The organism is Gemmatimonadaceae bacterium (genome assembly GCA_035533015.1).
Classification (GTDB): Bacteria; Gemmatimonadota; Gemmatimonadetes; order Gemmatimonadales; family Gemmatimonadaceae; genus JAGWRI01.
Window position 1 is genome coordinate 43,528 of sequence record DATLUQ010000002.1, and the last position, 26,548, is coordinate 70,075.

25 protein-coding genes are annotated in these 26,548 nt (G+C 68.2%); 9 read left to right on the plus strand and 16 right to left on the minus strand.

The features are described from left to right. Nucleotides 1–38: 38 nt before the first annotated feature. Complete coding sequence (gene gyrB / locus VNF92_00380; GenBank protein ID HVA56323.1) at nt 39–1,979, plus strand: DNA topoisomerase (ATP-hydrolyzing) subunit B; 1,941 nt, start codon at nt 39–41, stop codon at nt 1,977–1,979. A 289-nt stretch (nt 1,980–2,268) separates the two neighbouring features. Here the strand turns inward: gyrB and gspG are convergent, their stop codons facing one another. The 13 genes from gspG to VNF92_00445 form a co-directional block, all read right to left on the minus strand. After that, nucleotides 2,269–2,694, minus strand: coding sequence for a type II secretion system major pseudopilin GspG (gene gspG, locus VNF92_00385; GenBank protein ID HVA56324.1), 426 nt, complete (start codon nt 2,692–2,694; stop codon nt 2,269–2,271). A 1-nt stretch (nt 2,695) separates the two neighbouring features. Beyond that, nucleotides 2,696–3,115: a hypothetical protein gene (locus tag VNF92_00390; protein ID HVA56325.1), complete on the minus strand. Its 420-nt coding sequence runs from the start codon at nt 3,113–3,115 to the stop codon at nt 2,696–2,698. Nucleotides 3,116–3,166: 51 nt separating this feature from the next. Beyond that, complete coding sequence (locus tag VNF92_00395) at nt 3,167–5,890, minus strand: ABC transporter permease (GenBank protein HVA56326.1); 2,724 nt, start codon at nt 5,888–5,890, stop codon at nt 3,167–3,169. 3 nt (nt 5,891–5,893) lie between these two features. Next, nucleotides 5,894–6,250, minus strand: coding sequence for a PadR family transcriptional regulator (locus VNF92_00400; protein HVA56327.1), 357 nt, complete (start codon nt 6,248–6,250; stop codon nt 5,894–5,896). Between the two features lie 395 nt (nt 6,251–6,645). Next, entirely contained in the window at nt 6,646–6,861 is a 216-nt protein-coding gene (locus tag VNF92_00405) for a hypothetical protein (protein HVA56328.1), read from the minus strand. Nucleotides 6,862–7,491: 630 nt separating this feature from the next. Then, entirely contained in the window at nt 7,492–7,992 is a 501-nt protein-coding gene (locus VNF92_00410; protein ID HVA56329.1) for an arsenate reductase ArsC, read from the minus strand. Continuing rightward, on the minus strand, nt 7,989–9,065 hold the full coding sequence (gene arsB, locus VNF92_00415) for an ACR3 family arsenite efflux transporter (GenBank protein ID HVA56330.1): 1,077 nt from the start codon (nt 9,063–9,065) through the stop codon (nt 7,989–7,991). Before arsB ends, VNF92_00410 begins: the two co-directional genes overlap by 4 nt. After that, nucleotides 9,058–10,455, minus strand: a complete 1,398-nt coding sequence (gene arsN2, locus VNF92_00420; protein ID HVA56331.1) for an arsenic resistance N-acetyltransferase ArsN2 — start codon at nt 10,453–10,455, stop codon at nt 9,058–9,060. The genes arsB and arsN2 overlap by 8 nt, the downstream gene beginning before the upstream one ends. A gap of 69 nt (nt 10,456–10,524) precedes the next feature. Beyond that, nucleotides 10,525–10,857, minus strand: a complete 333-nt coding sequence (locus VNF92_00425; protein ID HVA56332.1) for a metalloregulator ArsR/SmtB family transcription factor — start codon at nt 10,855–10,857, stop codon at nt 10,525–10,527. A 114-nt stretch (nt 10,858–10,971) separates the two neighbouring features. Beyond that, nucleotides 10,972–11,229: a hypothetical protein gene (locus tag VNF92_00430; protein ID HVA56333.1), complete on the minus strand. Its 258-nt coding sequence runs from the start codon at nt 11,227–11,229 to the stop codon at nt 10,972–10,974. Nucleotides 11,230–11,307: 78 nt separating this feature from the next. Then, entirely contained in the window at nt 11,308–13,335 is a 2,028-nt protein-coding gene (locus VNF92_00435) for a hypothetical protein (protein HVA56334.1), read from the minus strand. Beyond that, on the minus strand, nt 13,332–14,810 hold the full coding sequence (locus tag VNF92_00440; protein HVA56335.1) for a hypothetical protein: 1,479 nt from the start codon (nt 14,808–14,810) through the stop codon (nt 13,332–13,334). The genes VNF92_00435 and VNF92_00440 overlap by 4 nt, the downstream gene beginning before the upstream one ends. Further along, entirely contained in the window at nt 14,807–16,141 is a 1,335-nt protein-coding gene (locus VNF92_00445) for a thymidine phosphorylase (GenBank protein HVA56336.1), read from the minus strand. The genes VNF92_00440 and VNF92_00445 overlap by 4 nt, the downstream gene beginning before the upstream one ends. A gap of 111 nt (nt 16,142–16,252) precedes the next feature. On the opposite strand from VNF92_00445, the gene VNF92_00450 reads away from it, so the two are divergent. Genes VNF92_00450 through VNF92_00465 form a run of 4 tightly spaced genes read left to right on the plus strand, consistent with a single transcriptional unit; the run spans nt 16,253 to nt 20,476 of the window. Beyond that, nucleotides 16,253–17,023 (plus strand): hypothetical protein, encoded by a 771-nt coding sequence (locus tag VNF92_00450; protein HVA56337.1) that lies wholly within the window; start codon nt 16,253–16,255, stop codon nt 17,021–17,023. Between the two features lie 15 nt (nt 17,024–17,038). Continuing rightward, entirely contained in the window at nt 17,039–17,857 is an 819-nt protein-coding gene (locus VNF92_00455) for a GAF domain-containing protein (protein HVA56338.1), read from the plus strand. Continuing rightward, nucleotides 17,854–19,902 (plus strand): NAD-dependent DNA ligase LigA, encoded by a 2,049-nt coding sequence (gene ligA / locus VNF92_00460; GenBank protein HVA56339.1) that lies wholly within the window; start codon nt 17,854–17,856, stop codon nt 19,900–19,902. The genes VNF92_00455 and ligA overlap by 4 nt, the downstream gene beginning before the upstream one ends. 13 nt (nt 19,903–19,915) lie before the next feature. Further along, nucleotides 19,916–20,476, plus strand: a complete 561-nt coding sequence (locus VNF92_00465; GenBank protein HVA56340.1) for a 4-vinyl reductase — start codon at nt 19,916–19,918, stop codon at nt 20,474–20,476. On the opposite strand, the gene VNF92_00470 is transcribed toward VNF92_00465, so the two are convergent. Further along, a complete protein-coding gene (locus VNF92_00470; protein HVA56341.1) occupies nt 20,473–21,006 on the minus strand; it encodes a phosphoribosyltransferase family protein in 534 nt (177 codons plus the stop codon). The genes VNF92_00465 and VNF92_00470 overlap by 4 nt on opposite strands. 185 nt (nt 21,007–21,191) lie before the next feature. Between VNF92_00470 and VNF92_00475 the strand changes: the two genes are divergently transcribed. From VNF92_00475 to VNF92_00490, 4 genes are all read left to right on the plus strand, one after another. Next, a complete protein-coding gene (locus VNF92_00475) occupies nt 21,192–21,653 on the plus strand; it encodes a tetratricopeptide repeat protein (protein HVA56342.1) in 462 nt (153 codons plus the stop codon). Beyond that, nucleotides 21,654–22,424, plus strand: a complete 771-nt coding sequence (locus tag VNF92_00480; protein ID HVA56343.1) for a ParA family protein — start codon at nt 21,654–21,656, stop codon at nt 22,422–22,424. Continuing rightward, entirely contained in the window at nt 22,421–23,224 is an 804-nt protein-coding gene (locus VNF92_00485; protein HVA56344.1) for a hypothetical protein, read from the plus strand. The genes VNF92_00480 and VNF92_00485 overlap by 4 nt, the downstream gene beginning before the upstream one ends. A gap of 104 nt (nt 23,225–23,328) precedes the next feature. After that, entirely contained in the window at nt 23,329–25,173 is a 1,845-nt protein-coding gene (locus tag VNF92_00490; protein HVA56345.1) for a long-chain fatty acid--CoA ligase, read from the plus strand. A gap of 3 nt (nt 25,174–25,176) precedes the next feature. Here the strand turns inward: VNF92_00490 and VNF92_00495 are convergent, their stop codons facing one another. Further along, nucleotides 25,177–25,824, minus strand: a complete 648-nt coding sequence (locus VNF92_00495) for a hypothetical protein (GenBank protein ID HVA56346.1) — start codon at nt 25,822–25,824, stop codon at nt 25,177–25,179. Then, nucleotides 25,824–26,546 carry an SDR family oxidoreductase gene (locus VNF92_00500; GenBank protein ID HVA56347.1) on the minus strand — a complete coding sequence of 241 codons (723 nt, stop codon included), beginning with the start codon at nt 26,544–26,546 and terminating at the stop codon, nt 25,824–25,826. Before VNF92_00500 ends, VNF92_00495 begins: the two co-directional genes overlap by 1 nt. Nucleotides 26,547–26,548 lie beyond the last annotated feature (2 nt).

A 26,548-nucleotide genomic window follows, 5' to 3' on the forward strand; every position in this document is an offset into this window, starting at 1 on the left:
TTTATTCGGGACGTTTTTTCGCGCCACGTCGAGGTGCCATGAGCACATCCGCCGATCAATCCGGGTCGAAGTACGATGCCGGCCAGATTCAGGTTCTGAAGGGACTGGAAGCGGTGCGCAAGCGCCCCGGCATGTACATCGGTTCGACCTCGGAGCGTGGCCTGCACCATCTGGTGTACGAGGTGGTGGACAACTCGATCGACGAAGCGTTGGCGGGGTACGCCGATGCCATCGCGGTGACGATTCACGCCGACAATTCCGTGACCGTGGTGGACAACGGCCGCGGCATCCCGGTGGATATCCATCCGACCGAGAAAATTCCCGGCGTCGAGTTGGCGATGACCGTGCTGCACGCCGGCGGCAAGTTCGACAAGAGTTCGTATAAGGTGTCGGGTGGTCTGCACGGCGTGGGCGTATCGGTGGTGAATGCGCTCAGCGAGGAGCTCAAGGTGTGGGTGAAACGCGACGGGAAGGAGTACTACATGGACTTCCACCGCGGCGACACCCAGACCCGGCTCAAGACGTTGCGCGACGTGCCGAAGCAAGAGACGGGCACGGTGGTGTGGTTCAAGCCCGACGCCCAGATCTTCACGGAACTCGTCTACCGCTACGACCTGCTGGCGCTGCGATTGCGCGAGCTGTCGTTCCTCAACAAGGGCGTCGTGATCACGCTCAAGGACGAGCGCCCGGGACAGGAGCGCGACGAGACCTTCCACGCCAAGGGCGGGCTCAAGGAGTTCGTGCAACATCTGAACGCGGCGCGCAAGAATCTGCACCCCGAGGTGCTGTACCTCGAAACGACCAAGGACGACATCGGGATCGAACTGGCGTTGCAGTACAACGACGGCTACAACGACACGACGTTCTCGTTCGTGAACAACATCAACACCCACGAGGGCGGCACGCACCTCACGGGGTTCAAGTCGGCGCTCACGCGCGTCATCAACTCGTACGCGCAGAAGGGCAATTTCTTGAAGAAGGCCGACTTCACGCTGTCGGGCGAGGATGTGCGCGAGGGCCTCACCGCGGTGCTCTCCGTCAAGGTGCGCGAACCGCAGTTCGAAGGGCAGACCAAGACCAAGCTCGGCAACTCCGAAGTGGAGAGCGCCGTGAAGGCGGCGGTGGGCGAATGGCTGGGCAGCTATCTCGACGAGCATCCACGCACGGCCAACATCGTGATCGAGAAGGCCGTGTCGGCCGCGCGGGCCCGCGAAGCGGCACGCAAGGCCCGCGACCTCACGCGGCGCAAGTCGGCGCTCGACGTGGGAAACCTGCCCGGCAAGCTGGCCGACTGTTCACTCACCGATCCGGCGCTCTGCGAACTCTATCTCGTCGAAGGCGACTCGGCCGGCGGTTCGGCCAAGCAAGGCCGCAAACGCGAGTTCCAGGCCATCCTGCCGTTGCGCGGCAAGATCATCAATGTGGAGAAGGCGCGCATCGACAAGGTGCTGTCCAACGAGGAGATCCGGACGATCATCACCGCCGTGGGCGCGGGGATCAAGGAAGAGTTCACGCTCGAGACGGCGCGCTACCACAAGATCATCATCATGACCGACGCCGATGTGGACGGCGCGCACATCCGGACGCTCCTCCTCACGTTCTTCTTCCGCCAGATGCCCGAACTGATCGAGGCCGGGTTCATCTACATCGCACAGCCGCCGCTCTACCGCGTGGCCAAGGGCAAGGAGGAGTACTACGCGTTCGACGAGAAGGAGCGCGACGAATTGGTCAAGCGGCTCAGCAACGGCGAGGGCAAGGGCTCGGTCAACCTCCAGCGCTACAAGGGTCTGGGCGAGATGAACGCCGACCAGTTGTTCGACACGACGATGGACCCCGAAAAGCGCACGCTGCTCAAGGTGAACATCGACGATGCCGTACAGGCCGACCGCATGTTCCAGACGCTGATGGGTGACGAGGTGGAACCGCGGCGCATATTCATCGAGGCCAACGCGCGATTCGCGAGCAATCTGGATATTTGAGGATGGGATTGTCGGGCCGATCGTTCAATTAAATGATTTGTGCAGTAAAAATGAAAACGCCGTCCTGCCGAAGTGGCAATGTCGGCGTGAGCGTTTGATCAAACAGTTTGTGCAGTAGAATCGTATGCGCTGTTTCGGCAGTGGCGGCCACAAGTGTTTAGCGGGAGGTCTACTCGGCCGAGAGCGTGGCCGCGAGATCCCCTGCCGTCACGAGGTCTACGATCGGCGACACCGCAGCTATTTCACTGAAAGCGCTCCGTCCAAGACTTGCGCGGAGTCCGGCCAAGCCTCACCGCCTGACCACGACGTCGGCGTCGTCACCGCTTCCTCCCGGCCTGCCGTCCGCCCCATACGACATCAGCGCGTAGCCCTCGGCGCCCGCGTTGTCCACGCGACGGTAGACGTACGCGCTCCCCCATGGATCGGTTGGGATGTGCGTCAGGATGTACGGTCCCCACCAGTCGTCGGACGTCGGCGGCACCGTGGGCGGCATCAACAGGGCGTCGAGTCCCTGCCCGGAGGTGGGATACGCCCCGGTGTCGTGCCGGTATGTCTCCAGGGCGGCACCAATCACCTTCATGTCCGATTGCGCCGTCTCCCGAGGGGGGCGATGCGCGCGGAACCATTGCGGCGCGACGAACGTCGCGGCGATCCCAATGGCCAGCATACCGGCCAGCACTTCGAGAATGCTCGGCCTCCACCTGTGCCGCCGCACGCTATTCGACCTTCATGCAGTCAGTCGTGCGCCCAACGCCCGGTGGCCACGCATATTCCTCGCTGACTTGCGATGGGCCCAAATCGAACGCCCCGACCATTGCGGCCTTGGTGGGCCGCGGCAACGGAATTCCCGTCTGCACCCACAGCGCGAATCCGCAATAGTCCCACCCGTATCCCACGAGCCCGCCATAGAGGCTCGTCCGGAGGTTGCGGACCACCCGGAGGTCGCCCGTGTCGAGGTGCACTTCGACCGAGTCGAAGTAGAACGCGGGTCGACCCGACTTCCGGGCGTAGTCGTCGATCCATCGCGACAGCAGGCGCATGTACATCAGTTCCGTCACCCGGGGCGCGACGTCGATCCGGGGCGTGGCTCGGATCGCGTGCAGGCGCCACCCCAGCCCGATCGCGAACACAGCCACTGCGGCGAGACCAATGACCGCTCTGCGCGTGACCCGCCTCGTTGGCACCGTTTACGCCTGCCGCATGACGTCCATCGGGTTCGTGCGCGCCGCGCGCCGCGCCGGAACCATCGTCGCCACGATTGCAGGGACCAGAAGCGCGACCGCCGCGACGACATACGTGGTCGCGTCGTGGACGCCGACGCCGTAGAGCAGTGAGCCGAGGAGGCGGGCCGCGGCCCACGCTCCGGCGAGTCCGAGCAGCAGGCCGATGGTTGCCGCGTACACTAGCTCGCGTGAGGCAAGCGCGGCGAGATCGCGTCCGGTTGCGCCGAGGGCCGCGCGGATCCCGAACTCGACCCTTCGTTGCGCCACGGAGTACGCGATCACCCCGTACACCCCCACGACCGCCAGCACGAGGGCCAGACCGCCAAACAGCGCGATCAGCGCCGTGTCGGTGCGCGGTACAGCCACCGATTGACGCACCACGTCATCCAGCGTCCGGGCGTCGTATACCGGTTGCGACGGATCCACGGCGTGGACGCCGTCGCGGAGTCGCGCCAGCAGCGCGGCCGGCGGCAATGCGCCGCGCGCCACGAGCACGACGGACGCCGGCGGCGCGACCTCGATCGGTATGTAGACCTGCGGCCCCGGAGGTCGATTCAATCCAAAGAACCGCACGTTCGCCACGACGCCGATGACCGCCATCTTCGCCGTGCGTCCACTCCACGAGATCCAGCGGCCCAGTGGATCGACTCCCGGCCACAGGCTGTCGGCGAGCGCCTGATTGATGATTGCCGTGCGCGGCGCACCGCCGTTCACGTCGAGCGAATCGTCGCCGGCTCTGAACGTCCGCCCGCGGAGGAGTGGAATCCCCATCGCCCTGAAGTAGTCGCTCGACACCACCAGATAGGTCGCCGTGCGCGGGCGTTCCGTTTTCGGCCGCTCCGGCACGCCCTCAGCGGCGATGCCGAGTCCCATCGCATTCGGCGCATCGAGCGGCAGGGCCGCCGTGGCAGCCACCGCCTGGACGCCGGGGGCGGCGCTGATCCGCTCGAGCATCGAGGCAATGCGTTGCCGCCGGATGGCGGCCGACGGCCCCGGCGAGCCGAAATCAAGTTGGAGCGTCGCCGCATGCGCAGCGTCGAACCCGGTGCGCACCGCGGTCAGACGCTGGAAGCTGCGGAGCATCAAGCCCGCGCCCACCAGCAACATCACCGTTAGGGCCAGCTCGGCAACGAGGAGCACGCGACGCGGACCCTTCCGTCCTTGTCCGAGGGTGCCGGTCGTGCCGCCCCCGCGCACCGACGCCGCGAGGTCGTTGCGCGACGTGGTCACCGCGGGCCAGAGCCCGAATCCGATGCCCGTCACCAACGCCAGACCGGCGGCGAAAACCAGGACACGGAGATCGAGCTCGGGCGGAGCGAGCCCCGCCAGCGTGGGCGGCATCACGGTCGAGAGGAGTCGAAACAGCGCGGGCGCGATGGCCACGCCGGTCGCCGTTCCCGCCAGGGACAGCACCACCGCCTCGGTGAGCAGTTGCCGGATGACCCGCCCGCGACTGGCGCCGAGGATGGCGCGCAGCGCAATTTCGCGGCGCCGCACCGCGGCTTGCGACAAGAGCAGGTTGGTCACGTTCACGCAGCCGATCAGGAGCAGGAGGCCCGTGGCCCCGAGCAGGATGAGCAGCGTCACGCGACGGTCTCCCACGAGCGACTCCTGCATTGGGACCGCGGTCTGATACCATCGCGTCTGCTCCTTCTGTATTGCGTCCTTCATCCACGCCGGCGGCTGGGTTCGTTGATCGGCGTGCCAGAGAGAGTAGAGCCGAGCGTTTGCCTCGTCCACCGACACACCCGGCGCCAGCCGCGCGATGGTGTGCGGTTGGGGCGGGAGCCCGCGCGAGAAGCTGATCACCGCCGGCGGGGACGGGATGGGGATCGGCACCCAGAGGTCGCTCCGGTCGGGGAAGGTGAACCCCGCCCGCATCACGCCGATGACGGTGAACGGATTGCCGTCCAGCGAGATGACGCTGTCGAGCATGTCGCGACTGCCGAAGTGGGATTGCCAGAATCCGTACGAGAGTACGGCGAGCGGCGGTCCGCCAACGCGTGCCTCGGAATCGGAAAACACTCGGCCGACGACCGCAGCCGCGCCCAGCAGGTTGAACAGACCCGCCGACGCGTGACCGACGGTCACGCGTGCGGGACGGACCGCATCAATCAGGTTGGCCGTCGTGCTGAAATACGCCGCGACCCCGGAGATCAGCCCGGGCATCGCGCGCATGTTCTCCCATGTGGGATGCGATTCGGCGCGCGCGGGACCGGTCGCATCGCGGTACGTCGAAGGCACCCCCACCGACGGCATCAGCACGAGTTGCCCCGCATCTTTGAACGGAAGCGGCCTGAACATGGCAGCATCCACGGCGCTGAACATCGCGGTCGTCGCGCCGACCCCGAGCGCGAGCACGACGAGGACCGTGGCGGTGAAGCCCGGCTGCTGGCGAAGCCGGCGGAGCGCGTACTGGACATCCTGTCCGACATTCCCGACCGCTTCAACGCGGAAGCGCCGCTTGAGGCGGCGTCCGTCGTCTCGCCTGAGCCGCGCCCGGATCGCCTCCACGTCCCCGAACCGCAGCCGCACGATCTCCGCGATCTCCTCCGGCGGCTTCCCTGCGGCACGCAGATCGTGCTCAAGCCGCGCGAGGTGATCGGCCAGTTCGTCGTTCACGTCGGCTTCCGCGCTCGGGCCGAAAAACCGCAGGTACCGCCGCCACATTGGCTCCCGCTTCCGCATCGCTCAGCCCTCCGCAGGCGCCGCCGACGGACCGGGCGCGCTCAGCGCGGCACCCATCGCCTGCGCGAAGCGCGCCCAGGCAGCGGTCTCATGCCGCAACTCCTTCCGTCCTTCCGTCGTGATCGTGTAGAACCGAGCCCGTCGGTTGTTTTCAGATAGGCCCCAATCGGCCTCGATCAATCCGCGCTCCTCGAGGCGATGGAGCGCCGGATAGAGCGTCCCTTCTTCGACCTTGAGCGCCTCGCCCGTGGCGCCTTCGATCCAGCGGGCGACCCCGTATCCGTGGATCGGCCCCCAGCTCACCGCGCGCAGGATCAAGACATCCATCGTGCCGCGGAGAATGTCCACCGGTCCGCCCATCGTACCCTCCCTAGGGTTTCTACAGGGCACGATAGTCGTCGGTCCAGTAGAAATGCAAGGGGACCACCTTGGCCTGCACAACCCGCGGGGGCGCGGCCACGGACGCTTGACGCCACGTTACGCGACCAGCATCGGGGTTGTGGCACCGTCAAAATTACTGCACGCGCCTTTCAATCAAGTGCCTGGCCGGACAGGGGTGTCGGGCCGAGCATTTGATTAAACACCGTGTGCAGTTGCTCTGAAGTCGGCCACGCACGCAGCTGACAAACTGGCGCCCCCCCCCCCCCCCGCGCTGCATGTCGAGATTGTTCCGGCCCGGGCGATTCGTAGCGCGCCTATTGATGGTTGTGGCGCGACGCTCGCGAATTGGTCAATTGCGACCGAACTCGTGCAGTCTAGGGAGTCCGGACTACGAGCGTCACGGAGTCGGTTGGCGGAACCGCACCAACCGGTGCGAACTGCAGTACGCGCAACACGCTGTCGGCGGCAAAGACGGCAAGGGGAGCGCCCACCACGGGCGGCGACGGATCCTCGAGCATCTTGGCTACCACCCACACCGACAGGGTCTCACCCGCGGCGGCAGGCGGTGGTCCCCAGCGGACGAGGACCATCGGTTCGTCGCCCCACTGTGGGTCTGGGGCGATCGCAGTTGATGCGCCAGCGTTGGCGTCGGCCGGACGAAGACGCACATCTAAGCGGTACGCCGACGGCCAAGGCTGCGGCGGCTGTGCGAGCGAGACGAGGACCCGCGCGCAGCCGTAGTTGCCAAACTCATAGGTCTGTGGGCAGGCGTCCGGGGGGAGTCGATCAGCCACCGTTGTGCTCCGGCACCCGACGGTGCCAAGCAAAATGAGTGCACAGTAAGCAGCGAAGCGCGACATACCGGGTTCCCTTGGGGTAGAGTACTCGACCCAGTATACCGATTCGCTTGCGATCGCCCCATCGGGAGCCCCCTGACGTCCGGTTCCTTTCGGTCGCTCGCGTGTGATGCGAGGGGACGGCTGGAGCGATGGCCGACGCCCGCGACGCGACAGTCGCCGTGTCACCGCAGGACCGGGTTCCCACCAGGCCGCGCAGGCCATTCTCGTTCGCTGATCGCCTGCGACCGGTTGTCATTTCGGCAGGGGCGCAGGTTGTCAACGTTACTGCACAGGCCATTCAATTAAATGATTGCCCCGACATGGGAAGGTAGCGGACGAAGAGCGCAGAGGTCCTCGGGTCAGCCCGGGCTCTTCATGTCGTCAGCGCCCCCCCCCCGCATCCGGTCCGCCGATCGCCCCTACGCGCCGCTCCATCGCCCGCTGCTCGAGTTTTTCCACGGGAAGCGCGACGAGCAGATCGATGCGCCGGCTCAACAGCTGATACGTCTCGCGGAAGGCACGCTGGCGCGCCTCATCGTCTTCCACGGCCGCAGGATCCGGCATCCCCCAGTGCGCGAACGTCGGATGGCCCGGAAAAACCGGGCACGCCTCCCTGGCGTTGTCGCACACCGTGATCACCACGTCCCACGGTTCGTGTTGGATCTCGTCGATCGTCTTGGGGCGCGCGGTCGTCCAGTCGATCCCGTGCTCGCGCAGCACGTCGATCGCCCCACGGTTCACAACGGGCGCCGGTTTCGTGCCGGCGCTGCCCACGCGGAACCGGCCACCTCCCTTCGCCGTCAACAGCGCCTCGGCGATCTGACTGCGCGCTGAGTTGCCGGTACACAGAAAGAGAACACCGAGCGTATGTGTCGCCGTCATGCTGCCGCCACCTGAGGGAAGTATCGCCGCCGCGCCCAGAGCGCGACGTAGACGAGTCCGACCAGTGCCGGCACTTCGATGAGCGGTCCCACGACCGCCGCCAGCGCTTCGCCCGAGCCGATGCCGAACGTCGCCACCGCTACCGCGATCGCGAGTTCAAAATTGTTGCCGGCCGCGGTGAACGACAGCGCTGCCGTCTCCTCGTAGCTGAACCCCAACTTCATCGACACGACGAAGGCGAGCCCGAACATCACGGTGAAGTACGCCACCAGGGGCAGCGCGATGCGCGCCACATCCATTGGCAGGCGCACGATACGATCGCCCTGCATGGCGAACATGAGCACGATCGTGTAGAGCAGTCCGACGAGTGCCGTGGGCCCGATGCGGCGGATGAACACTCCATCGTACCACGCGGCCCCGCGACGCGCGACGAGCACGCGGCGTGTGAGATACCCACCGAGCAGCGGCACGCCGAGGAAGATTCCCACGCTCTTCGCGATGGCGCCCATCGAGACGTTGAGCGCTGCCGTGTCAGCGCCGAACCACCGCGGTACCACCGCCAGAAACAGATACCCGAGCAGCGAGTACGTGAGAATCTGGAACACCGAGTTCAACGCCACGAGTACGGCCGCCAACTCCCCCGATCCACAGGCGAGCGCGTTCCAGATCAGGACCATCGCAATGCAGCGCGCCAACCCGATCATGATCAGCCCATTGCGGTAATGCGGCAGATCGGGCAGCAAGAGCCACGCCAGCGCGAACATGACGATCGGCCCCGCCACCCAGTTGAGAGCCAGCGAGGTGCCGAGCAGCCGCCGGTCCGCCATGTGCGCGCCGATCGATTCGTAGCGCACCTTGGCAAGCACGGGATACATCATCCACAGAAGGCCCAGACCGATCGGCACCGAGACGCCCGCCAACTGCACGCGGTCCAGCAGGGCGCCGAGGTCGGGGAAGATCCGTCCGAGCAGCAGCCCCGCGCCCATCGCCGCAAAGATCCAGAGCGGGAGGAAACGGTCGAGCGTGGACAGCCGGCGAGAGACCGGGCCGGGGAGCGTGCCGGCCTCAGCCATGCGCATTCACCGCGCGCACCATCGCGACCGCCGACGCCGGACACGCGTCCTTGAACTCCGCCGTGGCGCGCACGGCTTCGGGGACCGCGTCACGCGCCACCGGCTCGAAGCCGAAGCTCGGGAAGTACCGCTCCGCCGTGGTGGTCAGCAGATAGAGCGCGTGCGTGCCGGCGGCGTCCGACGCGGCGATGAGCCGCATGACGAGGGCGCGGCCCACCCCGCGGCTTCTCCACTCCGTCCTCACCGCCACCGACCGCAGCAGCGCATTGTCGCAGCAGTCTTCCAACCCGCCCACGCCGATGATCGCACCGTCCGATTCGGCGACGATGAACCCAGACGCCGGGCGTCCGAGCGCCTCGCGTACGCCGACCACCGGCAGCTGCGAGGCGGCGAGCAGCCCCTCCACCGCGTCCGCGTCGTCCGGTCGCGCTTCGCGCAGGGCGAACGGCGCCGGCTTGGTGGCTCGCACGAATGCCGCCCCCACCCGCCCCGCCACCTCGGCGGCCACGCGTTCCACGTCGAGGCCGGTGTTGACGAGAAATGCGCGAGCATCCTCGACCTCGTATACGCGCGTCATCTCCACGCTCGGCGACGCGAACCCCGCATCGCTCAGCAGCGAAACGAACTCGTCGTCCTGCAACGCGCCGGCCACGCAGCCCACCCACAGTTCCATGCTGCGCTTCACGTCGGGCGGAAGTTCGCCGCGCACGACCACGTCCGAGACGGCGAATCGTCCGCCGGGTTTGAGCACCCGGAACGCCTCGCGGATCACGCGCCGCTTGTCGCCCGACAGATTGATCACGCAGTTGGAGATGATCACGTCCACCGACTCGCTGGGAAGCGGGATCTCCTCGATGCGCCCGCGCAGGAACTCGACGTTCGTGACCCCCGCGTCGCGCGCGTTGCGCCGCGCCAGTTCCAGCATCTCGTCCGTCATGTCGAGGCCGTATGCCTTGCCGGTAGGACCCACCCGGCGCGCCGAGAGCAGCACGTCGATCCCGCCGCCGGACCCGAGATCGAGCACCACCTCGCCCGCGCGCAACTCGGCGAGCGCCGTCGGGTTCCCGCAGCCGAGCGAAGCGAGCACTGCCGCCTCGGGAAGTTCGTCGGTCTCACCCAGCACGTAGAGGCCGGCCGTGATCGGGTCCACGGTTCCGTCGAAGGCGGCGCCCCCGCAGCACGAGTTCACGGGCCCGCAGCAGCTCGCGGCGGCGCCAGCGGTGGCGAGCACGCGCTGCGCCGCCGCGCCGTACTTCTCGCGCACCGTGGCGGTGAGGGCGTCGGCCGTCGTCGTGGCCGTGTGCGTCGCCGCGGGTTCCTCGTTGCAGCAGTCGGGGCCGCAGCACGCGGCGCCGGCATCAGCCTTGGTGACGATCGGCAGAATGGGCATGGGGTCCTCAGTCATCAATAATGGTTGATATATTCGGCGCAGCGGCGGCGGTCGTCGGCATTCGGCTGGTCAGCCGCAGCAGCGGCCGCGCCGCAGCATGGGGAGCCGGCCGCGCCGCGGCTCCAGCGTCACGGACACCGCGTGGACCTCGGCCACCGTCGCGGGCTCGATGGTGTAGTACGACCAGCGGCCCTCTTTGCGGTCGGTCACCAGTCCCGCGTCCTTGAGTACGCGCAGGTGGAACGAGAGGCGCGACTGCGCGGCGCCGAGTTGGTCCTGCAACTCGCATACGCACCGCTCCCCATCTCGCAGCATGTCCATCACGGCGAGGCGCGTGGGATCGGAGAGCGCGTGAAAGAGCTGCGCGGCCCGAGCGAGGTCGAGAACGGCGGCGGTGGCCATGCCCGCAATTATATCAACTGAAATTGATTAGTCAACTCCCCACCGAGGAGGTCGACCAGCGGGCCGCGGGACCTGCCGTATGTTGCGCCGTCGGACGGGCCGACCAACCGTGCCTCACCGCGCGCCGAGCGGTTTCGGTATATCGCCGTCGCGCGCGATCTCGAGCAGTTGCTTGCCGATCACGTGGTGGGTGGCGAGCACGGCGAGCGTCACGCCGCCGAGCGAAATCCAGGTCACGTGCGTGAGGGCGGGGTCCATGCCACCCGTTGGCGTGCGGCGGCTGATGTAGGCGACCACGACATACAACGCGATGATGGCGCCGCACACGGCGTAGGCTCCGAGTCCGAGCAGGCGGGCGATCGTTTTCGGCATCGACGGCGTCTCCGGTGGTGGCGTGAGGGTCGGTGTTGAAATTTGCGACGGCGGGGGCGCGGCGTCGAGAGCCCGGCGTCAGTACGGCACGACGACGGCGTGCGGAGCGCCCGCGCTATCACGGTCCACGTAGGCGCGGAACCAGTGCCGGTCGCCGAAGCGTGGGCGCAGAACATCGTTCCGGTCGCCGAGGTCGGCCGCGTAGATCACGTCGCCGGCCAGCCGTTGGTCGGGGCCGATCGAGTCGAGCAGGAGGCCGACCCCGAACGGCAGGCCGCCGTAGCGCGCGTCCGCGGAGAGTTGCTCCTTGCAGTCGGGCGTGAGCGACAGAACCGACGAGATGTGAATGGTGGGATCGAGCGCGCGGACGGGCGCCGGGCCCGGCGCGTACGTCGCGATGCGGGCGGCGGCCGCCGCGGCGCGCTCGGCGGGGGGCTGCGTGGTGTCGGCCTCGGCGAATTGCACCGCCGCGAGGATGGAGCAGGCATCGCCGTGCGCCAGGGCTTCGGCGGCCGCGGTGCGCGTGAATCCCACGCCCCACAGCCGGCGCGCGAGGCGGCCGCTGAACGGCTCGTGGACGAACACCACGGCGTGATGCGCGCCCGCCGCACGCGCCGCCGCGGCGAGATCTACCTTGAAAGTCGTGCGGGCGTCACGCACCTCGGTGACCAGACCCGCGGCGCCGTAGGGCGGCATGGGCACGAGCCACGCCACGGCCAGACATGTGAGCACGACGAGCGGCGCGGCGTGCCGCCAATAGCCGCCCCAGCGCTCGGCCACGAGAAACGGCGCGCGGGCAAGGAAGACGATGACCACGGGGATGGCGGTGTAGAGAAACCGCGGCCCCAGGAACTCGCCGTCGTGCCAGTACAGGGCATACGCCACGACTTGGGCACCGAACAGGCCGAGCAGCAGCCCATCCCACCGGGAGGTGCGCCGCATCGATAGGAGGCCCGCGATCGCGACGAGCAGCGCCGGCAGCGGCCACGCCACGACGTAGCTGTTCAACTCGCTCAGGTACTTGGCGGTGAGGACGAGCGCCCGGATCGGAGTGTGCGCCACCCCCTGCGGATCGACGTGGAAGCCCAGACGGGTGGCCGGCCCCCACATGACTTCATAAGCAAAATGGAATATTCCGCCGGTGGTAGCCCAATTGGCGTAGAGCAGCGGTGCGACGCCCGCCGCACCGGCCAGCGCCTGAACCGCCAGGTCCCGCCACCGGCGGGGTGACCGACCGATGACCGTCAGTTGGAACACGCCGACCGACGCCGATGCGACCAGCGCGTCGAGCGGTCGGATCGTGGCCATGGCGCCAAGCGCGAAGCCCATGCCGGCAGCGATGACCATGCCGCGCCCCGGTGTGACCGCACGCTCCCACTCGGTAAGCGCGGCCAGCACCGCCACGGCGAGCAGCAGTACGGGTACGTGGTTCATGTAGCTGGCGGACATGAGCAGGGTCACGGGGCTGAGCGCGAACAGCACGGCCACGGCCCGGCCCTGCGTCTCCCCGTAGGCACGCCGCGCGAAGTGATAGAGCAGAGCGGCGGTGAGGCCTCCGAGCAATGGATCGAGCAACCACGGGACGCGGATCAGGTATGCCACGGCGAGGACCAGCGGCCCGCCGATCGGGAATTGTGAATACCACTTGCCCGTGTCGATCACGTTGTCGACGGCAAAGAACTCCGCGTTCGGGTCGGCGGGGAGCGCCAGGTGGCCGTGGAGCAGAATGCGGGCGTGCCAGAGTTGGGCGATCTCGTCGGCCGTGGTGGGCGCGAAGTGAAAGGCGTAGGAGGCGAGGAGGGTGCTCAGCGCAGCGAACGCGGCGCCGATCAGCACCGCGAAGGCGAGCGGCGGCGGCCGGCGGAGCCACGCCGCGAGCCGGAACGGAAGGGCACGCAGCCAGGGAAGTGGGAGCGCGGCGAGGGCCAGCACAGGCCCCACGGTGAGGAGCGCGGCGCCGCTCCAGAAACGCAGATTCTCGCGCCACAGACCGCCGTCGGGAACGATCATGGGCAGCGGAAAGACGCCCACGAGGAACAGCCCCAGCACGGCGACAACGGCCAGCCGCGGGATCTGCTGGCGGTCGGGCCCGCGGCCCCCGCTCACCGTTCGCTCCCTTTGCGTTCGGCCACGTATACGTTGGCATCGCGCGCGTGCATGGCCGGCGCGACCGGCCCGAAATGCGCGGTGTCCACCATGCCCACGGCGATGGCCCAGGACACGGTCTGGTCGTAGCGCGCGTTCAACACGATGATCTCGCGCATGGTCGCGCTGTCGGGCGTGGAAAGGAGCGCCGTGTCGACGCCGGCGCGGAGGAGATAGTACTGCAGCGGGGCGTTCGACGGAATCCACGCGAGCACGCGATCGCCGGGCTGCGCCCGAGTGGCGAGGGCGTTGGCCACAGGCTGCGCGCCGGCGAAGACGCCGGTGTCGGTGGATTGGCCGACGGCATCGGTCGCGAGTCCCCAGGCGACGCCGGCAAATGCCGCGACGGCGGCGATCACCGGAACGAACGGGCCCGCCTTCGCGACGAGCGGCCACCGCAACTTCAGGTCCGCCGCCGTCCCCGCGGCGAGCGCCGCCACCGGGATCACCCAGATCCACGTGCGTGCGAACGGGACGCGGTGCGTAGCCACGAGCAGCACCGCGCTCCAGACGCCAGCCGCCACCAGCACCGGCACCCCCTCGCGCGACAGGCGCGCCGATCGCGCGACGCCGACGGCTGCGGCCGCGGCGAGCAGCGCTCCCACCAGCGCGGGGTACGGCTGGGCCCAACTCGCGAGCGTGAATCCCAGGCTGGGAAGGAGTTGCCGGTAGAAGGCCGGCCAGGACGAAGCCACGACGAACTTGTTTCCCACGAGCGCGGCGAATCCGTTGACGTGGATGATGGGCAGGTAGGCGAGCAGCGTGAGCGCGGCTGCCGCGGCAAGCGCGGCGGCGAGCGCGGCCAACACGGGCACCGCCTGCCGACCACGCTCGACGACAAGGGTGAGGGCCAGCCAGAGCGCGACGGCGCCGAGTGGGTACAGCATCACGGGAATGGTGGCCATTCCGGCCGCGCCGACCACGGCGAACGCGGCCCATTGCCGGAGCGTGCCGCCGCCGGCGCGAATGTGTGCGGCGACGAGCAACAGTGCGAGATACGCCGCGGCCACGACGGAGTAGCCGCGTGCATTGGCCGAGTACAGCACGAGCGGCGTGGCCGCCGCGGCCAAGGCGGCGCCGACCAGCGCCGCGGTGCGGGTGTACAGCACGCGCCCCACGGCATAGGTGAGTGGCACCACGGCCGCGCCGGCTGCGAAGGCCGGCAGGCGCAGCGACCACGGGGCGGCGCCGCCGAGCGCCGCCGTGACTTTGGCGACCAGCGTGTATAGCAGATGGTTATTTGGAAATTGATATGACGTGGCCGCGGTGTACCACGAGCGGCCGATGAAGTACAGGTATGTCACCGACTCGTCATAGCGCATGGGCTGGCCGAGAGCCGCGGCGCGCGCCACGAGGCCCGCGACGACGATGGCCGCCACCCCGAATCGCGTGGTCTCGTCCTCGTCATGCCACCAGCGGCGGAGCGCGTCGATCATGCCGCGGGATACCGCTCGACGCCTGCCTGGCTCACGCGGTACGAGACCAGCGGCAGCGGCGGCTCGGCCCCGTCGCCGATCACGATGGCCTCGCCCAGGCACTCCCGGCCGGCGGCGACCCCGCCTGCATCACGTGCGAAAACCGTAGCCAGCGGCTCGCCCGCCTCCACCCAATCGCCCGGCCTTGCGGTGATCACGAAGCCGACGGTCGGGTCCACGCTGTCGGTGGTCCTGGTGCGGCCGCCGCCGAGGCGGGTAATGCCGTAGCCGATCGTCCGTGGTGCCACGTGCACCACGAACCCACGCCGTGGCGCGGCGAACAGTTCGCACTCCTGAGCTTGTGGCAAGAGCGCCGGATCGTCCACCACCGCCGGGTTGCCGCCCTGGGCCTCGATGATGCGCTGGAACTGCCGGGCCGCGTCGCCCTGGGCGATGGCCGACTCCATGCGACGTCGCGCCTCGCGCCGATCGGGGGCGGCGCCCGCGAGCAGCAGCATCTCGGCGCCCAGCGCATAGGTCACTTCCATCAGGTCCGGCGGCCCCTCCCCGTGGAGGGCGTGGATTGCCTCTTCGGTTTCGAGTGCGTTGCCGCATGCGCGGCCGAGGGGGCGGTCCATGGCGGTGAGCAGCGCCACCACGGGGCAGCCATGATCGGCGCCAAGCGAGACCATGGTCTTGGCGAGTTCCAATTCCGGGTCGAGTTCGGGGAGAAAGGCCCCGGAACCGCACTTGACGTCGAGCACCAGCCCGGTGAGTCCCTCGGCGAGCTTCTTGCTCATGATGCTGGCCGAAATGAGCGGGATGGACTCGACGGTCGCCGTGGCATCACGGAGGGCATACATCTTCTTGTCGGCGGGTGCGATCTCGTCGGTCTGTCCGATGAGCGCGCAGCCGATGGCTTCCAACTCATCCACCGCCTCGCGAAGCGAGAGGCGGGTTCGGAATCCGGGAATCGCTTCGAGCTTGTCGAGCGTGCCCCCCGTGTGGCCCAGGCCGCGCCCCGACATCATCGGCACGGCGACACCGAGACACGAGATGAGCGGTGCGAGGATGAGCGACACCTTGTCGCCGACGCCGCCGGTGGAGTGCTTGTCGATACGCGGCTTGCCGAGGTGGGAGAGTTCGAGCCGCTTGCCGCTGTCGAGCATTGCCTGCGTGAGGGCTGCGGTCTCGTCGCGGTCGAGCCCGCGGATGAAGCACGCCATGAGGAACGCCGCCATCTGGTAGTCGGTAGTGTCGCCCGCGGTGTAGGCCCGTATGAGGGTCTCCCACTCTGCGGGTGTCAGGCGTTTGCCGTCGCGCTTCTTCTCGATCGTCAGTCGAGCGTCCATTGACCGGTCACCAGGGTATTCCTAACGTTGACGGCAGCGCACAGACGCCGCCCAACGCTACAGGACGGGTAGCTGCGCTTCATACCACGATCCCCCTCAGGAGTGATCAGCATGAAGCTCCATATCGCGGCCGCGGCCGCCTTGCTCTGCCTCGGACGCGCGGCGAGCGCACAGTCGGCGGCAGACGCGATCGCGCGCGGCGACAGCGCCACCGCCGCATTGAACGCGACGAGCGCACTGGCCGATTACCAGGCGGCGATCAAGCTCGATTCGACGAATGCGGAAGCCCTCTGGAAGGCGGCGCGCGAAGCCGTGGATCTGGGGGAAGCCGCAGGGTTCGAGAATCAGGATCACGCGCGCGATAGTCTGTACAAGATCGCAGAACAATACGCCACGCGCGCGGTTCAGGCGAATCCCAATGTGGCCGTCACGCACTTCACGCTGGCCAAGGCGCTCGGACGCGCGGCACTGGCGGTGGGCGGACGTGACCGCGTGAAGTACGCGAAGCGAGTGCGGCAGGAGGCCCTGGCGGCGCTCAAGCTGGACTCGTTGGACGACGGTGCCTGGCACGTGATGGGCGAGTGGAACGCCGAGATCATGCGGTTGAATGGCTTCATGCGCTTCTTCGCCAAGACGCTGCTGGGGGGCCAGGTACTGGGCGAGGCGAACTGGGCCAGCGCGCAACGTGATCTGGAACACGCCGTGGCACTGCAACCCACACGCATTGTACACCACCTGGACCTGGGCCAGGTTTACGCCGACGTCGGCGACAAGGCCAAGGCGCGCGAGCAGTTCGAACTCGTGCTCAAGCTGCCGGCCACGGAATACAACGACAAGTACTACAAGCGCCAGGCCGAACAGGAGCTGGCCAAGTTACAATAGAAAGAACGGAGCCCCATGAACGCCAATTACGAAGGCCTGGCCGGCGCCGAGCCGGCCTCAGCGGAAGAGAACACAGGACCGGAGGTCGAGCGGCTCCGAAGCCGCATCGCCGACCTGCAGCGCGAACGCGACCATCTCGTGGCGGTGGTGGACATTCTGCAGGAGATCTCCTCGTCGCTCAACTTCGTGGACATCCTGCAGACCATCGCGCGCAAACTCGGCGAGGCGTTCGGGCTGGACCGCTGCGCGATCTTCCTGTCGGGGAACAAGGACGAAGTGCGCCTCGTGGCGAGCTACGAGGATCCCACGATCCGCAATCTGGTGGTGGACCTCCGGCGCTATCCGGAGCTGCAGCGGGCCTTCGAATCGGGGGAGACGGTATTCATTCCGGACGCCAGCACGGACCCGATGCTGCGCGCCATCAAGCCGACGCTCGACACGCGCAACGTGCGATCGATCATCGTCGTGCCCATCCAGTGGCAGGGCTCGGTGATCGGGGCGATTTTTCTGCGCACCGAGCGCGACGCGCAACCGTTCAGCGACGCCGACGTGCATTTCTGCCAGGTGGTGGCGTCGCTCACCGCCAAGGCCCTGCGCAACGCGCACCGGTTCGAGGCGGCCCTGCGCGCGCAGCAGGACACGTCGCATTCGCACCGGGCCGCCGAGGTGCGACGGGTGGCGCTGCTCACGTTCCTCCGCCGGCTGCTCGACCGGCACTCCACCGCGGAAGCCGCGGGCTTCGCCGATGTCGGCATGTCGCGGGCCACGGACGAGGAACTGGACCGCCTGGTGTCGGTGGCGATGCAGGTGCTGGACGAGGAAGCAAAGGGGTGAGTCCCCCCCCGGCGGGTGCCGCAGCCCGCGCTGCGGCCCTCCGCGAGCAACTCGAGCGTGCCAACTACGAGTACCACGTGCTGGATCGGCCCACGATCAGTGATCGTGAATACGACCAGCGGTTTCGCGAGTTGCAGGCGCTCGAAGGTGAGTTCCCGGAGCTGCGTACGTCCGACTCCCCCACGCAGCGCGTGGGGGCCGAGCCGCAGACCCTGTTCCGCAAGCACACGCATCTCGTCCCCATGATCTCGCTGGGCAACGCGTTCACGGAAGGCGAACTCGCGGCGTGGGAGGAGCGGCTGGTGCGCCTGGTGGCCGGCGACGCGCGCCGCGTCGGCTTCGCCTGTGAACTCAAGATCGACGGCGCGGCGGTGTCGCTCACCTACCGCGACGGCGTCCTCGAGACCGGCGCCACGCGTGGCAACGGGACGGTGGGCGAGGACGTGACGGCCAACCTCCGCACGGTGCACGATATCCCGCTGCGCCTGCGCGGCCAGGACCATCCACCATTGGTCGAAGTGCGTGGCGAGGTATACATGCCCTTCAGCGGGTTCGAGCGGATGAACGAGGAGCGCGTCCGGGCCGGCGAGCCGGTGTTCGCCAACCCGCGGAATTCGGCGGCCGGGGCGCTGCGGCAGCTCGACCCGTCGGTCACGGCCCGGCGCCCCCTGCGTTTCTTCGGCTACTCGGCGGCGCTCCCCGACGGCGCGGTGCCCCCGGTGGCCGCACAGTGGGACCTGCTCAACCTGCTGGAGGCATGGGGGTTCCCGGTGGCGCCGCGGCGGCAGCGGTGCGCCACGATCGACGACGTGCACACCTGGGCCCGCCACGTGGAGCACCAGGTGCGCGCCGAACTCGACTTCGCCATCGACGGGGGGGTGGTGAAGGTCGATTCCTTGGCCCTCCAGCAAGAGCTGGGCGTGATCGGCGGCCGAGAGCCGCGGTGGGCGATCGCGCGCAAGTTCGCCCCCGACATCGCGGAGACGCGGCTGCTGCGCATCGGCGTGAACGTCGGACGAACCGGCTCGCTCAATCCCTACGCCGAGCTCGAGGCGGTGGAAATCGGAGGCACCACGGTGCGCATGGCCACGCTGCACAACTTCGATCTCATCCGCGAGAAGGATCTCCGCGTGGGCGACGTGGTGCAGGTGAAGCGGGCGGGCGACGTGATTCCGCAGGTGATCGGGCCGATTCCAGAACGGCGCGACGCCGACCACCCGCCGGTGCCGTACGCGCCGCCCACGCGCTGCCCGGCATGCGGTACCGCCGTGGAGCGAGACGAGGAGGAGGTGGCGATCTACTGCCCCAACGTGGGGTGTGCGGGGCGCCGGCTCGAAGGGTTGGTGCACTTCGCGTCGCGGTCCGCGATGGACATTCGCGGGCTGTCGTACGCGCGGCTGGAGCAGATGGTGGGTGCCGGGCTGATCCGCGACGCGGCCGATCTCTACACGGTGACCGCCGACCAACTGCAGGGGCTGGAGCGGTTCGCGGAGAAGAGCGCCGAAGGGCTGGTGGCGGCCATCGCGGCATCGCGGGCCCAGCCGTTGTCGCGGCTGCTGTTCGCGCTGGGCATCCGGCACGTGGGCGCCGGCGCAGCCGAGTTGCTCGCCCGCCACTTCGGGTCGCTCGACGCGTTGCGCCGGGCGGCCTTGCGCCCCGATGGGCCCGAGGAGGTTGTGGCGGTGCGCGGGATCGGTCGCACGATCGCCGACGCGGTGGCGGCGTACTTCAAGGATCCGGCGGCCGTGGCGCTACTCGACAAACTGCGCGCGGCGGGTGTGAACGAAGCCGAACCCATGGTGGGGCCGACGGGAAGTGCCCTGGCGGGGCAGACGTTCGTCATCACAGGCACCCTTCCCACGCTCTCACGCAACCAGGCGACGGCACTGATCGAGGCCAGCGGGGGCCGGGTCACCGACAGTGTATCGAAAAAGACGACGGCCCTCGTGGCCGGTGAGGAAGCCGGGGGTAAGCTCGAGAAGGCGCGTGCCCTGGGTGTGAACATCATCGACGAAGCGGAGCTGTTGCGACGCGTCGGACCGTAACGGGAGACCACCGATGACCGAATCGATCGAGCTGGCCGACAGCGGCATGATCGCGCTCACGCGTGATGCGCTGTGCGCACTGCGCGCTGCGCTGTTCCGCGACCTGGGCGAGAATGCGGCGGGCTACCTGCAGGAAGCGGGGTACGCCGGAGGCGGCGCCCTGTTCACCGCGTTCGGCGCCTGGGCCGAGCGGCGCGGGTATGGGGCGCCGGAAGACATCGCGGCCGACGATTTCCAACGCTACGCGACCGAGTTCTTCGGCGACCTGGGATGGGGCTCGATCGGGCTCAGCACGCTGCACGGCGCCGTCGCCACACTCGACTCCCGAGACTGGGGCGAGGCCGACCCGAATTCGGCGATGGAGTTCCCGGGCTGCCACCTGACGACGGGCATGTTCGCCGATTTTTTCGGCCGGCTGGCCGGCACGCCGATGGCCGTGATGGAGGTGGAGTGCCGCTCGATGGGGGCGCCCCGCTGCCGGTTCCTGCTCGGCAACGCCGAGGCGTTGCACCAGGTGTACGAAGAGATGAACCGCGGCGTCGCGTACGATGACGCAGTGGCGGCGGTGGCCTAGGGCAGCTCTTCGAGCGCCTCGGCATAACGCGGATTCGGTACCAGTTCGTCATGCACCAGCACCTCCCGGTCCCACGGGAGGATGACCGTGCTCTGGGTGGCGATGGCGTGGTAATCCGGCGCATACTCGCCGGTCTTGAAGGCCACGGCGGTCCGGACCTCCGCGGCGCCCGCATTGACCACCGCCGAGACGGCCAATCGCATGGTCTCCCCGGAATCGCAGGTCTCGTCCACCAGAAGCACGCGGCGGCCGCGGACCTCGTGGGGAGCCTGGCCGAATACGGTCGGGGTCTGGCGCACGTGCTCGGCGCGGTAGCGGCGGCTGACCAGGATGGAGTGGAACTCCACGTCCAGGATGGCGGCGATCACGGCGCCCGGCACAACGCCGGCCGTGGCGATGCCAACGACGACGTCGGGGTGGTAACCCCGGGCGACCTTGAGGGCCAGGCTGCGGGACAGTTCCCCGAACAGCGGCCATTCGACGTTGAAGACGCCCTGGCTGGGTTCGACCGTCGTACGGCGCGGTGTCATGGGGGGCCTCCTGGTCGGTGAGCGGACGGCGGATTGGGAAGTTACTTGTATCGGCGCGACGCTGGAAGCGTTCGGCGGCCGAAACCGCCGTTGCTCCGAGTGGCTCAAGTCGGTAGGTTAGCCCTCAGACGGCGCACATCGGCGTGCGTCCACCGTCCATCCCTCATCGACCTCCCGATCGCCGAATGTCCTGGTGGAGCCGCCTACTCGGCGGCGAGTCGAAATCCGACCTGAAACCGCAGCGCCTCGATTATTTGAATGAAGCGCTGGCGCTGGAGCGTCAGGGGGACTACGACGCCGCATTGACGTCGTACCGGCTCGCGTTGCGCGATCATCCGAACGACCCGAAGATTCTCCAAAACATGGCGATCGCGTACTCGCGCACCTCGCGGCTCGAGGACGCCATTCGCTGCTATCGCCGGGCGCTGGAGCTGGCGCCCAATCTGGCCGGTGCCCATTACGGGCTGGCATTCCTGCTGCTCAAGCGGGACGACCGGGCCGGCGCGATCGAGCACCTCGATGCCTTCCTGACCAAGGCGCCGCCGAGTGACGACACCGATCGTTGGATCGAGCACGCCCGCCAGGCACTGACCGAACTACGATCGAGACCGGAGGCTTCTCCCTCCACACCAGAAGACGGGCCCTAGGTGAAGCACATTCTGGCCGTGGTCAGTCAGAAGGGTGGCGTGGGCAAGACGACGACCGCCATCAACGTGGCGGCGGCGCTGGCCCGCCGAGGGGTGAAGACCCTCTTGGTGGACATGGATCCCCAAGGGTCGGTGCGGTTCGGCGTGGGGCTGCAAGGGCCGTACGCGGGGCCCGGCATCGCGGACTATCTCACCGGTACCAAGGGGCTCGCTGACATCGTGCGCGGCACCGCCCTGCCGTTCCTGCGGGTGCTGCTCGCCGGCTCGGTAGCCGACAGCGGCGATCACGTGGCATATCAGGCGTTGGTTTCCGACTCCACGCGGCTCGGTGAACTATTGGGCCGGGTGCGCGACCGCGGGTATCTGGTGGTCGTGGATACGCCGCCAGGCCTGGGGCCCGTGGTGCAACGGGTGCTCGGCGTGGCCGACCGGGTGTTGGTGCCGCTCCAGTGCGAGCCGCTGGCGCTGCAGACCACGTCGCAGATGCTCAAGGGGATTCGTACGGCGGTGGGTGAGCACGCCAACCTCAAGCTCGAAGGCATCGTGCTCACCATGTTCGAGGAACAGAACGCGCTCTCCCAGCGTATTGCGGAATATGTACGCCGCCAGCTGCCCGCCGACCTGGTGTTCGACGTGATCATCCCACGTACTGCAGCCACGGTGGAAGCGTTCGCCGCTGGCCAGCCCGTGGTGGTCCGCACGCCGGACGATCCGGCGTCGGTGGCGTACGGAGCGCTCGCCGACGTACTGCGCGCGCGGCTGGTTCCATGACGCGCCGCCTCGCCACATTCGTCGTCGCCCTTTCGGCCGCGGCGGCGGCGTGCCGGGCGATTCCCGCGCCGGCCAACGGTGTGTTGTCGGTGTCCGAGGTCCAACTCCCGTCACCGGGCGTCGTGGTGGGCGACACGCTGCGCGACAGCACCGGCCAAGTCGCCCCGCTACGCGTGTACGCGTTCGGCGTGGGGGGACAGGCGGATACGCTCCACGACGCGGTCGGGCAGTTCGTGCTGCTCGACTCCGGGGCCCACCTGACCGGCAACGGGTATCTGGTCGGGGACAGCATACGGGCGTCGGTCCGCGTCGTGGGCTCGGTTGGGATGCTCCAGACCTCGGCGGCGACCGTCAGTGTAACGCCGCGTCCCGACTCCATCGGCTCCGCTCTCACCGCGGCGATCGCGACGGTGGCTTTCAACCCATTGGACTCGACGGCCACGGCCAACTACTCGACGGCGCTGGCGGCCAACGTCGTTTCCATGGACAGCGTGCCGCCAGCCGCGGTCCAATCCGTGGTCGTGCACTATGCCATCGTCTACCAACCGGCGGCATCGGTGCCGGGTGCGGCGAGCGCGGTGCTCGTGGATCCCCTGGGAAACCCGAGCACGGTGGATACGACTGACGTGAACGGCCAGGTCTCGCGGCGCATTCGTGTGCGGCCGCAGGCGCCGACGGTCGCCGACAGTGTCGTGGTGAAGGTCACGGCGCAGTACCGCGGTGTGCTTCTCCGCGGCAGTCCGGTTCTGTTCGTCGTACCCATCCAGGGCCCGCAGATATCGGGCTCGCGCCGGCACTGAGGGAATCCCGCACAGCGTCTCCCTTCCATCGGCGCGCGAATGGGGCGTAACTTGGAGCGGGCGGTGGATGTGTTGCGTGTTCAGCCGTTTTCCGGGAGGTGCCGATGATCGCAACGGGAGGCCCGCGGAATTCGCAGCCGGGCACGCTGAATCACCTGTTTTTCGACGCTGTCAAGCAGTACGACAAGCCCGACGCGCTGCAAGTGAAGGTGAACGGCCGGTACGAGCCGATTTCCCACGTCACGCTGTTCGGACGCGTGCGCCACGCGGCCATCGGGCTCGCGGAGCTGGGCGTTCGCCACGGCGACCGGGTCGTGCTGCTGTCGGAGAACCGGCCGGAGTGGGCGATCGCGGACTACGCCTGCCTGGCGAGCGGCGTCACCGACGTGCCGATCTATCCCAACGAGACGCCCGAAGCGGCCGCGTACATCATCCAGGATTCGGGGGCCGTGGCGGCATTCGTGTCCACGGCCGAGCAGGCCGCGAAGATCGCGGCCGTCCGCAAGGAATGTCCGACCCTCAAGCACGTGATCGGGTTCAGCGACGTACGGGGGCCGGGTGTCGATCACACGCTGTTCGAGTTGGAAGCCAAGGGTGCGGCGGTGCTGACGCCGGCGCGGGAGGAGGCGTTCGCGCGCGACGCGATGGCGGTGGAGCCGGACCATCTGGCGACGATCATCTATACGTCGGGAACGACCGGAAAGCCCAAGGGCGTGATGCTGTCGCACGACAACCTCTACTCCAACGTGATGGCCGCCAGGGAAGTGATTCCGTTCACCGGCCACGACACCTGCCTCAGCTTCCTGCCCCTGTCGCACGTATTCGAGCGGATGGCCGGCCATTACCTGATGATGGCCACGGGCACCTCGATCGCGTACGCGGAGTCGATCGACACGGTGCCGACCAATCTGACCGAGGTCTGCCCGACGCTCGTGCTGTCGGTGCCCCGCCTATATGAAAAAATGTATGCCCGGGTGCTGGAGAACGCCTTGGCCGCAGGCGGGGCCAAGAAGCAGATCTTCTTCTGGGCCCGCCGCGTGGCGGATCGCTGGGCCGACGAGAAGCTGGCCGGTCGCAAACCCGGCGGCGCGCTGGCGCTGCGGTACGCGATCGCGCAGCGTCTCGTGTTCTCCAAGCTGCAGGCTCGCACGGGCGGCCGGATGCGCTACTTCGTGTCGGGCGGGGCGCCATTGGCGCCGGAGATCAACAAGTTCTTCTATGCGGCGGGCCTCGTGATCCTCGAGGGATACGGGCTCACCGAAACGTCACCGGTGATCTGCGTGAATTCGCCCGAACACTTCCGCATCGGCTCGGTGGGCAGGCCAATTCCCGGCGTGGAAGTGCAGATCGCGGCGGATGGGGAGATTCTCACCCGGGGCCCGCACGTGATGAGGGGCTACTACGGGAATCCCGGGGCGACCGCCGAGGTGATGGACAAGAACGGCTGGTTCTTCACCGGCGACATCGGGACGCTCGAGGACGACTACCTCCGCATCACCGATCGGAAGAAGGACATCATCGTCACCGCGGGCGGCAAGAACATCGCGCCGCAGCCGATCGAGAATGAGATCAAGACGAACAAGTACGTGTCACAGGTGGTGATGATCGGCGACAAGCGGAAGTTCCCGATCGTCCTCATCGTGCCCAACTGGGAACAGCTCGAGAAGTGGGCAAAATACAAGAATCTGATCTGGACCGACCGTGCCCAGCTGGTCACGATGCCCGCCGTGCAGGCGAAGATGGAGAAGGAGGTCGCCTCGCGGACCAGCCATCTCGCGCGCTATGAGCAGCCCAAGAAGGTGGGGTTGCTCGAACACGAGTTCACGTTGGAGCGCGGCGAGTTGACCCCCACGCTCAAGGTCAAGCGGCGCGTGGTCGACCGCGCGTACAAGGCCGTGATCGACGAGTTGTATCGCGAAGACGACCCGGTGCTGGCCGAGGCGCCCTGAGCGTCAGCGCGCGCCGCGGGCCAGCGACACCAACCCGCTCGGCGGGGCATCGCGCTCCCCCACCCACAGCGCGGCGTCGCGCGCCAGTTCGGTGACCCCACGGGGAACCGGGATATCGGCTGGCGCGACGACGCGCCCCCCCGCCTGAACACCGGCCAGCGCGCGCGCGAGAAACGCCGCGTCCGCCGTGCGATCAACCGCGAGAGCCCGTGCGCTCGCCGCGGCGATCGGAAGACGGTTGTCCGTGATGATGCCCGACGTTCCCGCGCCGATCGGCGCGCCCGCCACCGGATTCACCAGCAGGAGGTGCGTTTCGGCGAGCGCGTACACCCCGGCGGCATGGGCCGTCCACTCACCCACGAGCACCGCGAAGCCGCGGGAATCGCTGATGCCGAGAAACGCCGCAAGCCGCATGGCCTGCTCGGCCTCGGGCTCCGCGAAGGAGGGCGCGGGGACGGGGGCGACGGCGGCACCAGAATCCGCGCGCAGATCGGCGATGCCACCGTCGATCGGATACCGCGCGTCGCACACCGGGCAGCCGAGTATGCCCTGCACCACGTCACGCCCTTCCATGCGGGTGGCGCCGAGCACGAGCCACGACTCTTCATGCATGGCCGGGCAGCGCAGCGCGTCAACCAGCTCGATGAACATCAGCTCCGGGAGAGCCGCAGTTCGTCGACGTTGACGGTGGGAGGTTGCGACACGGCGTACAGGACCGCCTCCGCAACCGCCTGTACGTCGAGCATCCGCTCGGGCGCCGGGGTGTCCCGGCGAGCCGCACGGTTGGCGGGCGACCAGAGGGCGGTGTCCACGGGGCCCGGCGAGATCAGCGTGGCCCGCACGCCGGTGCCGCGGAGTTCGGTGCGCAGCACTTCGTGGAGTCCGCGGACGCCGTACTTGCTGGCAGCGTAGGCACTGTTGCCGGGAAACGGCACGTGATCGGCAATCGAACCGATGGTCACCAGGTGCCCGTTCCGCCTTGTCTTCATGCCCGGCACGAGGGCGCGCGCGAACAGGAACGGTGCCGCGAGGTTCACGCCGAGCGTGCGAGCGAACGATTCGGGCGATGTCTGTTCCAGCGACTCGACGGCGAAGTAGCCGGCATTGTTGACAAGGATATCGGGCGCGTCGGCGCCCAGCCGGTCGTGCAGTGCCCGGAGCGCCGTGTCCACTGCCGCGGCGTCCCCCACGTCACACGTGATGGCGAGCGCGCCGCCGCCCAGCTCGGCTGCGTGCCTGGCTAACTCGGCGGACGAACGGGCCACGAGCGCCACGCGCGCGCCGGCGCGCGCGAGGGTCGCCGCACAGGCCAGGCCGATGCCGCGCGACGCGCCGGTGACGACGGCGGTTCGTCCGTGGAGCGGGCCAGCCATGG